The following is a 13510-nucleotide window of genomic DNA, read 5'->3' as shown; positions in this document are numbered from 1 at the left end:
CCGCGTCGGCGGCCCGCGCTCCAGCTGTCACTATCGACAACTCGCCGAGCCTGTCGTGAAACTGGCGCCCAAAGGCATCACGGCCGAGATCTGCTAAGGCATGGCCGGGCTGCCCTTCTCCGACGAGGACATCGACACCCTCGGCTCGCCGCCCGCGCCGGGCGCCTGCGTGACATGGCCGGCGCCGCGGACGCCTTCGTCCTGGCACCCCGGGGTGCAGCGGCACGATGTCCACGGTCTTGGAGAACGGCATCGACTGGCTGTCCCGCTGTCCCAGGCGTCGCGCGCCTCCGGGACCTCCACCTCCGGCTGCGTTTCCACCACGGCCCTGCGGCGCCTTTGCCCTGACCGGGAAGCCGGTCGCCGTGATCGGAACCGTCTTCTGCCGGCACGGGGGCGTGTGGGCGCAGACCGAGGCCCGAAGGCGCCGCCGGAGCGGCGGTGCCCCCAGCCCCGAGGCAGCCGCCTGGGACAGCACCCGCCGCTACCAGCGGCAAGCCACCCGGCCAGCCATGAAGATCACGATCTACAGCTGGAGTACTAGCTGCAGCCGGAAAATTGGGTTGCCCAGGCGGCTGGATGCCCCAGAGGATCTGCCCATGACCACGACGACCGCTTCCCTGCTGCCGATGACCTCCTCCGCTGGCGCGGGGCGGGGCCGGCAGCAGTCCGGCTGTCCGAGGAGGTCAACGCTGCGCCACGCGTGAGCGCGGCCCTGGTCGCAGGGCTCCTGGCCGGCTATGGCATCGCCATGCCGGTGGGAGCGGTCGCGACGTATCTCGTGGCCCTCACCGCGCGGACGTCGTTGAAGGTTGGTGCTTGCGCCGCTTTGGGCGTCGCGACCGCTGACGGCCTCTATGGGCTGATTTCCATGGTCGGAGGTTCAGCGCTCGCACCGGCGATCAGGCCGATCGCGCTGCCCCTGCATTGGGCATCGGCCCTGGTCCTCATTGCGCTGGCGTGCCGGAGCGCTGTGAAGGCCATCGCCCAGTACCGCGAGCGAAAGGTCACCAGCAGGGCCGACCGGGAACTCATGAGTCCCGCTCGGGCGTATCTCGTGCTCTTGGGCATCACGATGATGAACCCGATCACCGTGGTCTACTTCGCGGCGCTGGTACTCGCCGGCCAGGGAACCACGGCGCCGGAGCGGTGGGAGAAGGCGGTGTTCGTCCTGGCGGCCTTCATAGCCTCCGCGAGTTGGCAGTTGCTGCTCGCTGGCGGAGGCGCCCTGCTCGGGCGCGTGCTGACTGGCATTCACGGCCGGTTGTGCACCACCCTGGTTTCCAACGCTGTGATGATTGGCCTTGCGGCCCATCTATTGGTCTCTCCGTCGTGATCGGCGGGCGCATACGTTGCACGACTGGTTCGCTGTCAAACCCCCGATTGGATGACAACGGACACCGGCAACAGGAACGAGCGGACAACTCGATAGATACCCGTCTCAACGAAGGTAGTCCGGCCTCGATCAGAAGCTCGCCGTCGATTGAGTTCGATGAGAGCGGACACCTGCGCTGGCTCGGCGGTCCCCCATAAACCGGCCAGCGTCGTTGCACAACTCCTCCCATGCCGATGGCGTACATGACAGGGTGAAACCTGCGCACTACTGATTCAGAAAGGCAGTACTACGTGGCCGCGCCACCGCAGCTGACTCGGATGCACCGCGTACTCATAGGCGTGGTCGTTTCCGGCGCCTTGATCATCGCCGGTATCGGCTTCGCCGGCTCGTACGCGGCCGTCCGTGAGCTAGCCATCAAGAAGGGCTTCGGGAACTTCTCCTATGTGTTCCCGGTCGGCATCGACGCGGGTATCTGTGTCCTGCTGGCCCTGGACCTGCTGCTGACCTGGATCCGTATCCCCTTCCCGCTGCTGCGCCAGACGGCGTGGCTTCTGACGGCGGCGACGATCGCGTTCAACGGCGCGGCCGCCTGGCCGGACCCGCTGGGTGTCGGCATGCACGCGGTGATCCCGATCCTGTTCGTGGTCGCGGTCGAGGCCGCCCGCCACGCGATCGGCCGGATCGCCGACATCACGGCCGACAAGCACATGGAGGGCGTCCGCCTCACCCGCTGGCTGCTCTCCCCGGTTCCGACGTTCCTCCTGTGGCGCCGGATGAAGCTGTGGGAACTGCGCTCCTACGACCAGGTCATCAGGCTCGAACAGGAACGTCTCGTCTACCAGGCCCGCCTGCGCTCCCGCTACGGCCGCGCCTGGCGCCGCAAGGCCCCGGTGGAGTCCCTGATGCCGCTGCGCCTGGCCCGCTACGGCGTTCCCCTGGCGGAGACGGCCCCGGCCGGCCTCGCCGCCGCGGGCATTGACGAGCCACCGATTCAGTTCACCGTCGGGCCGACCCCGGTGCCGGCGCAGCGGCAGAGCCCCGAACTCGAGGCTGCCGTCGACCAGGAGAAGGAATTGGGGCAGGCGCGCGGCGTGCAGCCCCAGTCGGTGGAGCAGCCGCGGACCGCGCACCCTGAGTCGTCGCACGACCTTGCGGACGAAGAAGGCGTCCAACATCTGGCCAACGCCTATCAGGACTGGCTGGCTGCCTTCGGATTCGAGCCCACGAGCCCGCAGTTCGCTCTGTGGCTCCAAGACCAGTACGGCATCGCCACCGTGGCCGGCGAGCCACTGTCCGACGAGCAACTCGCCCCCCTGCTGCGACTTCTCAGACAGCGTCACACGCCCTTAGCTGAGAACGGGCCCGAACACCAAGGCCCGCACGACGCGGACGACGGATGGGGTGACTACTTCTACAACGCCTGGCTCACGTACGCGCAGGAACATCGGGCCTACCCCGATGCCGCCGCCCTTGCCACGTACGTCTACGAGCGGGACCAGATCACCGGCGGCAACGGCCAACCCATCACGGGCGCAGACCTGGAGGACTTCGTCTCCACTTTCCGGCAGCGCGAGTTCGACGAGACGGAACCGCCCGCTACCGAGGAAGCAGCCGCGGCCGCCGCACAGGCGCTCTCCGACGATCCCCTCCCACAGGAGGACGAGTCTGAGGAGACACCGGCCGACGCGGGCGCGCACCCTGCCAAGAAGACGCGCAGCCCCAGGGTGAGCGCCCCCATCGACGACCCGCCGGGCGAGGACAACGCGGCCGGGGAGCCCGCCGCCCTCACCACCGTCGACCGCTACTACCTCGCCTGGACGGAGTACCAGACCGAGCACGGCGAGGAACCCAAGGCCGAGCGGCTCTCCGCCTACCTTGCTATCAAGAAGGGCATGACCGGCCGCGGCGGAAAGCCGGTCAGCCCGTCCACCCTGCGCCGCTACCTCTTGCCGTTCCGTGTCTACAACGTCTGGGCGGAACAGCGGGTGCGCAACGAAAGTCCGTCGCTCGACGCCATTGCGCAGGAATGCGCAGCCCACGGGATCACCGCGCAGCACAACAAGCCCCTCACCACCGACTACATTGTCGAGCAGGCCATCGACTTTGAGCGGCGCTGGCAGACACTGATCCGCCACCACGCGCAGTCCCAGCAGTGAAGGCTCGAGCCCCGCTCGCCACTGTGTAACTGGCTGCGTAATCTTGGCGTGCTTGTTCGCCTGGATCAGGGCCAGGAACTCCCGTCTGGCAGGACGTCCTGGACCCTGCGGGCGGCACGGCGCTCCATCCTCCACAGCAGGTGGGCGCCCCGGTCGCGAAAGCGGTGCCAGCGAGCCAGGCCCCATAGTCCGCGGTCGGCCAAGACCAGCGTCCCTGCCCCGATATGGGCTTCCAGTTCGTCGGACACGATCCGCTCGGAGTCTTTCCAGCCGCCGATCACCGCATCCAGTACCGCGTGCGCCGAGCACTCGGTCACCGCGACCACCCGGGCCTGCGGTTAGCCCATCGGACTGCGCTGCGAGCCGGATTTGCCGAACGTGTCCCGGTTGCGCGCCGTGTCCGGGACGGCCAGCAGCACCCCGTCCAGGGCCAGGACCCGCAGCCCGTGGAAGAGTTCCGCGCTCCGGCCCAGCGGCCGGGCCACAGCCCGAAACAGCTCTCGCAACACCGGCCAGCCCAGCCGCTGCCTCGCCCGTGTCAGAGAGGACTTGTTCACCCCGGCCCACGGCCGAAGCGTCGGCTCGCCGGCCTTCACCAACCGCAAGACCTCCAGCTAGTCGGCCTGCGGAAACAGGCACAGTGCGAGCACGAAGTACACCGTGAACCGGGCCGACAGCACGCGCCAGCGCTTCTCCGCACACCCGACCTCGGCAACGACCCGATCCACCAGCGGTCGGTCGCCGCCGGGCTCGCGGACACCGCGGCAATCGCCGCGACCGCACCGGTGCAGGCAGCCGCGACGTCTCGGGGCATCGAGGTCTCGCACTCTGCCGAGGCCGACACCCCCGGTACAGGCGGACTCCGCGCTCGCCGTCGTGTATTTCCAGGCCAGGGTGACGGCCATGCAGGGCTCTGTCGATGTCGACGTGAACGGCTCGGTCAGCGGGGGCTGGACATCACCACCTCGCTGGTGACCGGCCACCTGGCCTCCGGGGACCTGGTCAACGTCGCTGCCGTGGAGATCGACGGGCATCATGTCGCCAACGTCGTTGCGGTTCTGTAGTCACTCGGGCTGAGGCGCACCGGGCCGCGAAACCCCTTCGCCCAAGCATTCGTCCGGCGGGGCAATGTCGTCAAGGCTCGCAGTCCGCAAGAGTATCTGAGAAGTCGTCATGATCACGTGACGCGCTCGGCGCGGTCTGCGGTTCCCCTATACGGAGTGTCGTTGAACACCGCCCTGCGCCTGGTCACGGATGGGAGCATCATCGCTTTTGGCCACTGCGCTTCCACGCTGCGGCCGGAGCACAGGCCCATCTAGGGGAACAGCCGGAATACGGAAGAAACGCGCCGTTGGCCCAAGGCTTCGCGGGCCGGCGGGCTGTACCGCTATTTCGGCCTGCCGTGGTAAACCGTGCCCGGAAAAGAACGGACAAGACACCCCACCTATCATGCCCCTGACATGTGGGTTGATCATAAGAGTGATTTTCATCGTGTGATCCGTTCACTGGGCGTTCCGTCGCAGATCTCGCGCGACTCACATGCAGACTGAACCGCTCCATGAGACAGACAGCACAGTGGGAGGTTCTGTGAGTTCCGACCGGGCAAGAGTGCGCACCGGCGTGAGTCTGGCCGTGGCGCTGCCGCTCATCGCCGGCGGGCTGGTGTTCGGCTTGCCTGCGGCGCACGCGGCGGACGACCCGACGCCGGGCCGGGACACGCTCGCGGGGACCAAACCCTCGTGGGCCACGGCCGAAGCCGACAAGGGCGCGGCCTCCGACAGCGCCCGGGTCTCCGCCCGGGTGTACCTCGCCGGCCGGGACGCGGCCGGCCTCGCGGCGTACGCGAAGGCCGTGTCCGACCCGTCCTCGGCGTCATACGGCAGGTACCTGAGCGCCGGCCAGGCTCAGGCACGCTTCGGCGCGGCCAAGGCCCAGGTGGCCGCGGTCAAGGCGTGGTTGACGTCGGAGGGCCTGAAGGTCACCCGGGTTACGCGGCACTACGTCGCCGTCACCGGTAACGTCGCCGCCGCCCAGAAGGCGTTCGGCACGCAGCTGCACAACTACGCCAAGGGCGCCGGGACCTACCGCGCCCCGGTGAAGGAGGCCTCCGTCCCCAAGAGCCTGAACGGCGCCGTCCTGACCGTCACCGGCCTGGACGACGCGCCGCATATGACGACCCATCATGACCAGCTCCCGCCGCCGGAGAGGGTGGTCCGCGACTCCGGTCCGTTCTCGTCGTACTACGGCTCGAACATCGCGAGCACGCTGCCGGACGCATACGGCACGAAGATCCCGTACGCCGTGAGGGGCTACACCGGCAAGCAGCTGCGCGCCGCCTACGGCGCGGGCAGGTACACGGGCAAGGGGGTGCGCATCGCCATCACCGACGCGTACGCCTCGCCGACCATCGCGTTCGACGCGGCCACCTACGCGAAGAAGCACGGCGACGCGGCCTGGACCACCGGCCAGCTGCGCCAGGTCCTGCCCAGGAACTACACGCGGACCAAGAAGTGCGATGCGGCCGGCTGGTACGGCGAGGAGACCCTCGACGTCGAGGCCGTGCACGCGGTCGCGCCCGGCGCGCAGATCACGTACGTCGGTGCCTCGTCCTGTGACGACGACGACCAGCTCGACGCACTCAGCAAGACCGTCGACAACCACCTGGCCGACATCGTCTCCAACTCCTGGGGCAGCGTCGAGGCCCGCGAGACGCCGGACCGCGCGGCCGCCTACGACCGGGTCTTCCAACTGGGCGCGGTGGAGGGCATCGGCTTCTACTTCTCCTCCGGTGACGACGGTGACGAGGTCGCTAAGAGCAAGACCAAGCAGGTCGATGCCCCGGCCAACTCGGCATGGGTGACGGCGGTCGGCGGCACGTCGCTGGCGGTCGGCAAGGGCAACTCGTACCTGTGGGAGACCGGCTGGGGCACGGAGGGGGCGGCCCTGTCGACCGATGGCAAGAGCTGGCGCGGCTTCCCGGGAAAGTTCACCTCGGGCGCGGGCGGCGGCACCAGCAAGACGGTCGCCGAGCCGTACTACCAGAAGGGCGTCGTCCCGGACGCGCTGGCCAAGGCCCACGGTGCCACCGGCAACCGCGTCGTCCCGGACATCGCGGCCATCGCCGACCCGAACACCGGGTTCCTGATCGGGCAGACGCAGACCCTGCCGGACGGCAAGACGCGGGCGTACGACGAGAAGCGCACCGGCGGCACCTCGCTCGCCGCGCCGGTGATCGCGGCCGTCCAGGCCCTGGCCCAGCAGGCGCGCTGCGGCAAACCGATCGGGTTCGCCAACCCGTCGATCTACGCCAGGTACGGCTCGAAGGTGTACCACGACGTCACGGACAACCCCACGGGCTCCCAACTCGCCGTGGCTCGCGTCGACTTCATCAACCACTACGACGCGACGCGCGGGCTGATCACGTCCGTGGTCAGCCTCGGCAAGGACAGCTCGCTGAAGGCCGTGAACGGCTACGACGACGTGACAGGCGTGGGCACGCCCGCGAGCGGCTACGTGCAGTCGTATCGCAGGCACTGACGCCCGGGTCCGTCACCCAATGGCCGTACTCCGCTCCTCCTTCGAGGTGCTGAGGCCACAGCAGGAGGTATGCGACATCAGGAACGAGGCCGGTTCGCCGGCGGATTCCGGTGCCGAACCTGACCACCGGAATCGGCTCTACCGTCAGCGTGTGCTGGCGGACCACTGCGGAGACCGAAGGATCTCCAGCACTGCACAGCCGAAGGAATACCCCGATCCCGTCCCGAACAGGGCAACACGGTCACCGGGCCGCGCCTTGCCCGATTCCAGAAGGTGGGTGAGCCCTGCGGCCTGGTCCCCGGCGCCGAGATGTCCGACCCAACGGCCCCACGGCCATGTCGTACGCTCCTCGGCGATGCCGAACTCCCGATGCCGGGACTGCCAGTCGACGATGGCGTAGCCGGAATGCGGGAAGACGAACCACGCGACATCGTCGGCCGTGATCTCCGCTTCGCCAAGAGCCCGGCGAATGGTGGCCTGCTGGCCGCTTCCCAGCCGCGCCACGATCTCCGGCACGCTGCCGTGGGAACCGGCGAGGTACTGCTTGGCCCTGGCTCGCAGGTCCGTCGGCCTGCCGTGGGTGCCACGGCAGGCAGCCCACGCCAGGTCGCCGCGCTGCAACCCCTCGTACGTTGCGTCGCCAGCCAGAACGGTGGACATCAGCCGTGCCACGCCGCCCTTGCGCCGCGAGAGAACCAGCCCGGTTGCTTCGTCTCCACGGGGCTGCCCCCGGTCCGCCCGATAGCGGTCGAAGTCCGGGAGGATGTAGCGGTCTGCGGTGGTGATCAAAGCGGCAGAGTCCGAGCGATCGGCAGTGCCCGGTCTGCCAGCCCGCCGTCGGCCCAGGCGATGAAGATGCCAACGCCGATGCCGAGGACCGCGCCGAACAGGGAGATCACTGCGGACTCCAGCCAGACCATCTGTTTGATGCCGGAGCGGAACATGCCGATGGCGCGCAGCATCCCGATCTCCCGGGTGCGCTCGAAGACCGACATGGCCAGGGTGTTGATGACGGCGAGGACCGCGATGACCATGGCCATGCCCAGCAGCCCGTACGTCATGTTGAGCACGGTGTCGACATTGCCGGCCTCCTCGCGACGCAGGTCGTCTTCGTCCTGGACCTGGAGCAGCGGGCTCACCGTCTGCGCTCTGGGCGCAGGCCTGGCTGTGAGCACCGCGGCTTCGGCCTACGCGACACCGTAGACATCGACAGGCTCTACGTGCTGCCCTACACGAAGACCTCGGGCAGCTCCTTGCAGTCGCTCTACCCGGTGGCGCCCGCCGACTTCAGCCACTGACACCAGCACGACGGGCTGGCCCAGCGCGCGCACGCGGTCACGCGGACCGTACGGGAAACGTTGGGGGAGTGGCGCAGCCGGCCGCCCGTGTCCAACGAGGCTGCCCTGAACGAGCTGCTCGCCCACACGGCCCGGGACGTCGCCGCCCCCAGCCAGTAGCGCGCACCGCGCGGCCCTGCGTACCAACGTCTACAGCGCCTTGCGCACCGCCGTGCCCGAGCCGCCCAGGAGTTCGTTGATGAGCTGTGTCGTCTCCATCTCGAGCGAGCAGTCCAAGGCCCGGTTGACCTGTTGCACGCGGGTGATCGCGGTGTGCAGCCCGGAGCGGTTCCCGCGCGCAGCCTCAAGACGCATCCAGTCGCGGTACAATAGCTCAGCTGAGTCGTCTACATCGAGACCGGTCGCGACAGCCTGTCGCGCGGCGCTGAGGGCCCGCGGGGATGCGGTAGGTGGCCACGGTGTGCGCGACGTCGATGATCCGCGTGATCATCTCCTGCTGGAAGGCTTCGGCCCAGGGCAACGGCCGGCCACCGAATGGCTTGCCCCGCACCAAAGTCAAAGCCTTCTCCAAGTCGCTGAGGCCGGACGGGCCCAGCGGCAGCGCTCGTTCGGCGAGCTGGAGGAAACGGCTCCAGTCGCAGCGCACGGTCGATGCGAGCCGGTACGGGTCCTCGCCCGTCTTGCGGCGCGGCACGTAGAGGTTGCCGGAGGAGTCGCTGCCCAGGGAGCTACGCAGGCCCTGCATCCGTGCGTTGAGGGTGCTCGTCGACCACGGGCTGACGGGATCCATGTCGGCACACAGGACATCCGCATTTCGCCCGGGCCGGAAGTACAACAAGGCGGCCAGCTGCGCCATCCTCGGCCCGTGACCCGTGCTGTCCACGCCCGTCACCTCAACCGGACCCAGGACCCGGATCTCTGGTGCGTGCAGGTCCTGAGCCTCGCACTCTTCCGCCTCCGGCAGCGTGGGCTCCTCAACGGCGGCCAAGTCGTCGGCCTCCGCAGTCTGGGCCTCCACTGTTTCGGTGGAGTCCGCAGCAGCCGGGGAAACCGGAGCCGAAGGCACCGGTGCTCCGTTGCCCGGGCCGGCTTCGTCATCGCGCCCGGTCGACGAAGCGGCGGGAGAGAGGAGACGGAGCCCGGACGGATCGGTGCTGGCGGCGAGCAGGGCCGGGAAGACCTGACCGCTCACATCGGCTGCCGCTGCCGGAGACGGGATCGAGGCGGCAGTGGTTGCGGGTGTGGACTCCTCTGGTGATGTCTGCCCGGGCTGCTGCATGCTGTCGAGCTCGTCCGGGACGTCCTGCCAGGGCCCTTCGGCGGGGTGGGACGGCTGTCCGGATACCTTCAATGCGGTGGTGATCTGCTGGTAGGCGGTGTGCTCCAGGCGTTGCAGGGTGATGTTGGTGCCGGCGTAGTCGAGGTTCTGCGGCTTGCTGAGGGAGGCGTTGAGGATCTCCGCTTCGGGGAAGCGAGCGGCCGCCGTACTCGCCGGGGCGATCAGTGTGACGGGAACTGCCCCCGCCCGGTCGATGACGTCGGCGAACTGCCAGGCTGTGTCCTCGTCCAGCGAGGATGCGCACAGCAGCAGATACGGCTGGTGCTGGGTTTCGGGTATCTGGTGTGCTTCCAGCAGGCGTTCGCTCAGATCGCGCAGCGCGTGCGCGGCCTGGCGCATGTGGGCGATCCGCGTGGTGGGCAGCAGTTGCGGCAGTTCCTCGCCGAATCCCACGGTGACGACCTCGACGTCGGCCGCCCACGGACTCATCCCGAGTTCCAGGGCGAGTGAGGTGCACACCTCAGTGATGTGGACCGGGTTGCCGTCCAGCAGCAGCACGGGCAGCCCGGCGAGGTTGAGTAGCAGCAGGTCGCCCGCTTCGGTGCTGCCGATCGTGACCAGCCCCGGGTACGGTGCCCGGACGTCGCGGGCTGCGTCGTCCTCCAGGAGAGCGGCATCGGCGGGCAGGACCCACCAGCCGCCCTGCCCGGAGGTGAAGGGTGCGAGCGGTTCCTGGGTGAGGTCCTCGGGCAGCACCTGAACCGCACGGGTGCCGATCCGGGCGGCACGCAGCGGCGGCAGGACCGTGCTGCCCTCCTCCTGTTGGGCCACGTGGTGGGTCAGGGTCCGCAGTGCCACGTCCAGACGTGTGGCAGCGCTGGGCTCGGCGGCCGCCGTCAACTGGGCCTCCGCGGTGGACGTCTCCGACGCGATGGCGATCTTCTCGCCCGGCTTGCGGCGCCGGCGCTGCAGCGTCCGGCGCAGGGCGAGCGCCCCGGTGACGGCGGCGGCGAGCAGCGCGCCGGCGCCGAGCACGATGCGCAGGTTCAGCGGGCTGCTGGCCGGGGCTGTCGCCGGGGCCTCGGTCGCGCGGGAGGAGGCAGGGGAGCTGGACGGCTCGGCCGACGCCGACGGGGAGTCGGCAGAAGCCGAGGCGCTGGCGCTGGGCTTGGGTGTCGCGGACGCAGCGGCGGACGGAGAGGACTGATCCTGCCCGGGTTGTTCGGCCGGGCGACTGGACGGTGCGCTGGGCGCCGACGCCTGCGGCGCAGGTGTGGCGGTGCGGCTGGGCGGGGATGTCTGTCCATCTGCCGGGCCGTCGGGGTTCTGGGTGGTCGGGGGAGCGGTCTCCTGGCCATCCGACTCCTCTCCCTGGCCACGGTCTTGGTGCGGCTGGCCGGTCTGAGCGGCGGGCACGGTGACCTGCTGCCCCGGGCGAATCATGTCGGGATTGGTGATCTCGGGCAGGCCGTGGGGCTGTGGCTTGCCCCGGCTGGCCTCGAACAGCTGCGGCCATTTGTCGCCGTCGCCGAGCTGTTCCTCCGCGATCTTCGACAGGTAGTCGCCGGAGTGGACTGTGACGATGTGCCCGCCCACCTTGGTGGCAGCCGGGGTGCTGTCGCCCAGCTGCGTACGGACGCCTCCCGCCGACGCGGCGGGCTCGGGCATCTGAAGCTGCCAGCCAGGCTGCAGAAAGCTGTTCGCGTGGAAGACCGTGCCGTCGATCATGGTCCGGCCCTCGTTCAGGTCGGCGATTTCCCGCCACTGCTCGCCGTCGCCCAACTGTGTCTGCGCGATGCTCCACAAACTCTCCGCCGGGCGCGTCTGGCGGACTGTGTACGTGTGGGCCTTCGGCGTGCTCGCTGTGGGCGCCGGGACCTGATCACTGTCGGCGGCCTGTGCGGCCCGGTGCTGCCCTGGGATATGGGTGGCACCGGCGTGGGAGGCGGCCTGTGCGGGGGAGGCCAGCGCCGAACTCGTGGGAAGCAGGACGAGGACGCTGCCGATCAGGAGGGCTGCGGCCCGCTGTGAGGCACCCAGCCCGCGGGGAGCGCGCCAGGTCCGGCCGCGTAGCTGCGCGATCAGCTCGCGCACGGTGCAAAGGGCGAACTGTGCCCAGCTGAGCCAGCCCACCGCCACGAGCAGCAGCAGAAAGACCGATCCGGTGTCCTGCCGGTCCAGCAGATGAACGAGGTCGTCGTGGCCGGCGGCCCAGACGAGGGGGGTCACCCAGGCCAGCAGGAGCGGCAGACCGGCGACGAGCGCGGCCAGGACGAGCAGGCTCAGTACGCCCTTGAGGACCCGGGCCAGGGTGCGGCCGGCGACTGTGGCGGGGGAGGAGGCAGTGCGCATCAGATTCCTTGGGGAGCGGTGACGCCGTGCAGGAGGGTGGCGGTGCCGTGGCCGTTCACCGCGAGCGAGCCGATACCGACGACTGGCAGGAAGGCGGTGGCGTAGCTGCTGTGGACGGTGACGGTCAGGGTCTTGGCGTCCCCTGACACACTCACTGAGCCGGTGGCGCCGGCCGATCGCAGGTAGGCCTGGGCGGCCGCGACCGCGTTGTTCGGGTCGACGACGATTGCGGTTCCGCTGATCGCCTTGGCGGGGTCGATGGCCTGCCCGCCAGCCCGGGCGGCCTCGCCTGCGATGTAGTCGGCGCGTTCGGTGGCGCGCATCTTGCCGCCGCCGTCGACGGCGACGCCGATGATGCCGATCAAAGCGATGACGCACACGGCGACGAACACCGTCACGCCGCCCCGGTCATCCCCCCGGGCCCGGAGTATCCGACACAAGATCATCTGCCGCTCCGCTGCCTGTACTCATCAACGACCGACGTGGCCGTCGAGGTGAGCGTGTGGGACCCCGGCACCCCCGGCAGCAGCAGATCGGACAGGTTGACCGTGCAGGTCACGGTCGCGCTTACGGTTCCGACCTGGCCGACTGGCACATTCAGACCCGAGACGTTGATGCTGACGCTGGTCGAGGCGCACTTGATGCCCTGGTCGTCCAGCGATTCCGAAGCCGCCGTCTGTGCGGCACTCTGTGCGGAGACCGCCGTGCGGTGGATCGATGCCTCCCGTGCCGCGGCCTCCGCCGCGGAGTCGATCTTCGCCCCGGAGGTGACGATCCGCCCACCGGCAATCGCCAGACAGATGAACATGACCAGCAACGGGAAGATAATGGCGGCCTCGATCGCAGCACTGCCCTCATCGACGCGCAGCTGCGCAGCCCAACGAGCCCTGTATGGCACCTGGTTCACCCTCCCGGGACGGTCCAGCGCTCCACCGGGCCGGACGCCGACTGGGCGACCTGCAGGCCGGACAGGCCCGGAATCATCGACAGGGCGGTGCCGGAGACCTCCACCCGTACCCGCTGCCCGTCGCTGCTCGCCGACACGGTGTAGCCGCGCAGGCTGTCACCCGCGGTCCGTGCCAGCACCGAGCGTGCCCGCTCCGCGCGCTGGGCCGGGCTCGACTGGTAGGCACGGGCCGCGGTGGCGCCCTCACGGGCAGCGGTCACGGCTATCTGCCGGGCGTAGTACCACAGGGAGGCCTGGATGACGGCCACCGTGGCGAGCAGCACGAACGGGAAGACGATCGCCATCTGGATGCTCGTGTCCCCGCGGTCGTCCCGCCATCCACGCTCCTGCCACCAGGAGATGAGCCGCTGCCGTGGTCTCATCACAGTCCGGCGAGCTTGCCGTTGTACTTGGAGATCACCACGGCGATGGTCCCGGCGATCAGTACGGCACCGGTGACGGCGGCCACCCAGATGATGACCGTCGTGGTGGAGATGTCACCGCGGTCGGGACGGCGCGACGCCTCCTGAAGGCTTTCCTGCAGGCGCATGCTCAGCCGGAGCACGGTGTGGCGGGTGCGGGCTGCGATGTACTTCATCTTCGCTA

General features: G+C 69.2%; 13 protein-coding genes and 2 pseudogenes. 4 read left to right on the top strand and 11 right to left on the bottom strand.

Going from position 1 to position 13510, the window contains the following annotated elements:
- Positions 1 to 215: 215 nt before the first annotated feature.
- From AB5L52_RS03950 to AB5L52_RS03940, 3 genes and pseudogenes are all read left to right on the top strand, one after another.
- Positions 216 to 707, top strand: a pseudogene (locus AB5L52_RS03950) (NAD(P)H-dependent oxidoreductase); the annotation flags it as partial.
- Positions 704 to 1336, top strand: coding sequence for a LysE family transporter (locus AB5L52_RS03945; RefSeq protein ID WP_369362638.1), 633 nt, complete (start codon positions 704 to 706; stop codon positions 1334 to 1336). The pseudogene AB5L52_RS03950 and the gene AB5L52_RS03945, both read left to right, overlap by 4 nt.
- 317 nt (positions 1337 to 1653) lie before the next feature.
- Entirely contained in the window at positions 1654 to 3492 is a 1839-nt protein-coding gene (locus AB5L52_RS03940; protein WP_369362637.1) for a DUF2637 domain-containing protein, read from the top strand.
- Between the two features lie 65 nt (positions 3493 to 3557).
- Here AB5L52_RS03940 and AB5L52_RS03935 read toward each other — a convergent pair whose 3' ends face one another.
- The 3 genes from AB5L52_RS03935 to AB5L52_RS03925 form a co-directional block, all read right to left on the bottom strand.
- Complete coding sequence (locus AB5L52_RS03935) at positions 3558 to 3809, bottom strand: hypothetical protein (protein WP_351580823.1); 252 nt, start codon at positions 3807 to 3809, stop codon at positions 3558 to 3560.
- 21 nt (positions 3810 to 3830) lie between these two features.
- The gene (locus AB5L52_RS03930) at positions 3831 to 3998 is read right to left on the bottom strand and encodes a hypothetical protein (protein ID WP_351580826.1); all 168 of its coding nucleotides are present in this window, start codon (positions 3996 to 3998) and stop codon (positions 3831 to 3833) included.
- Between the two features lie 108 nt (positions 3999 to 4106).
- A complete protein-coding gene (locus tag AB5L52_RS03925; protein WP_369362636.1) occupies positions 4107 to 4397 on the bottom strand; it encodes a transposase domain-containing protein in 291 nt (96 codons plus the stop codon).
- Between the two features lie 682 nt (positions 4398 to 5079).
- Between AB5L52_RS03925 and AB5L52_RS03920 the strand changes: the two genes are divergently transcribed.
- Positions 5080 to 7029, top strand: coding sequence for a protease pro-enzyme activation domain-containing protein (locus AB5L52_RS03920; protein ID WP_369362635.1), 1950 nt, complete (start codon positions 5080 to 5082; stop codon positions 7027 to 7029).
- A 144-nt stretch (positions 7030 to 7173) separates the two neighbouring features.
- On the opposite strand, the gene AB5L52_RS03915 is transcribed toward AB5L52_RS03920, so the two are convergent.
- From AB5L52_RS03915 to AB5L52_RS03880, 8 genes and pseudogenes are all read right to left on the bottom strand, one after another.
- A complete protein-coding gene (locus tag AB5L52_RS03915) occupies positions 7174 to 7818 on the bottom strand; it encodes a 3-oxoacyl-[acyl-carrier-protein] synthase III C-terminal domain-containing protein (protein WP_369362634.1) in 645 nt (214 codons plus the stop codon).
- A gap of 38 nt (positions 7819 to 7856) precedes the next feature.
- Positions 7857 to 8165: pseudogene (locus AB5L52_RS03910) on the bottom strand (ABC transporter permease); the annotation flags it as partial.
- A gap of 351 nt (positions 8166 to 8516) precedes the next feature.
- Positions 8517 to 8681 (bottom strand): hypothetical protein, encoded by a 165-nt coding sequence (locus AB5L52_RS03905; RefSeq protein WP_369362633.1) that lies wholly within the window; start codon positions 8679 to 8681, stop codon positions 8517 to 8519.
- Between the two features lie 19 nt (positions 8682 to 8700).
- Positions 8701 to 11958 (bottom strand): hypothetical protein, encoded by a 3258-nt coding sequence (locus AB5L52_RS03900; protein WP_369362632.1) that lies wholly within the window; start codon positions 11956 to 11958, stop codon positions 8701 to 8703.
- Positions 11958 to 12404, bottom strand: coding sequence for a TadE/TadG family type IV pilus assembly protein (locus tag AB5L52_RS03895; RefSeq protein ID WP_369362631.1), 447 nt, complete (start codon positions 12402 to 12404; stop codon positions 11958 to 11960). The genes AB5L52_RS03900 and AB5L52_RS03895 overlap by 1 nt, the downstream gene beginning before the upstream one ends.
- Positions 12401 to 12865, bottom strand: a complete 465-nt coding sequence (locus tag AB5L52_RS03890; protein WP_351579602.1) for a TadE family protein — start codon at positions 12863 to 12865, stop codon at positions 12401 to 12403. The genes AB5L52_RS03895 and AB5L52_RS03890 overlap by 4 nt, the downstream gene beginning before the upstream one ends.
- The gene (locus tag AB5L52_RS03885) at positions 12862 to 13287 is read right to left on the bottom strand and encodes a TadE/TadG family type IV pilus assembly protein (RefSeq protein WP_351579599.1); all 426 of its coding nucleotides are present in this window, start codon (positions 13285 to 13287) and stop codon (positions 12862 to 12864) included. The genes AB5L52_RS03890 and AB5L52_RS03885 overlap by 4 nt, the downstream gene beginning before the upstream one ends.
- Entirely contained in the window at positions 13287 to 13502 is a 216-nt protein-coding gene (locus AB5L52_RS03880) for a hypothetical protein (protein WP_351579596.1), read from the bottom strand. Before AB5L52_RS03880 ends, AB5L52_RS03885 begins: the two co-directional genes overlap by 1 nt.
- Positions 13503 to 13510: the final 8 nt, after the last annotated feature.

It is taken from the genome of Streptomyces sp. CG4 (assembly GCF_041080655.1).
In the GTDB taxonomy this organism is placed as follows: domain Bacteria; phylum Actinomycetota; class Actinomycetes; order Streptomycetales; family Streptomycetaceae; genus Streptomyces.
The sequence above is the reverse complement of the archived record's forward strand: the minus strand, read 5'-3'. Positions and strand labels throughout refer to the sequence as shown.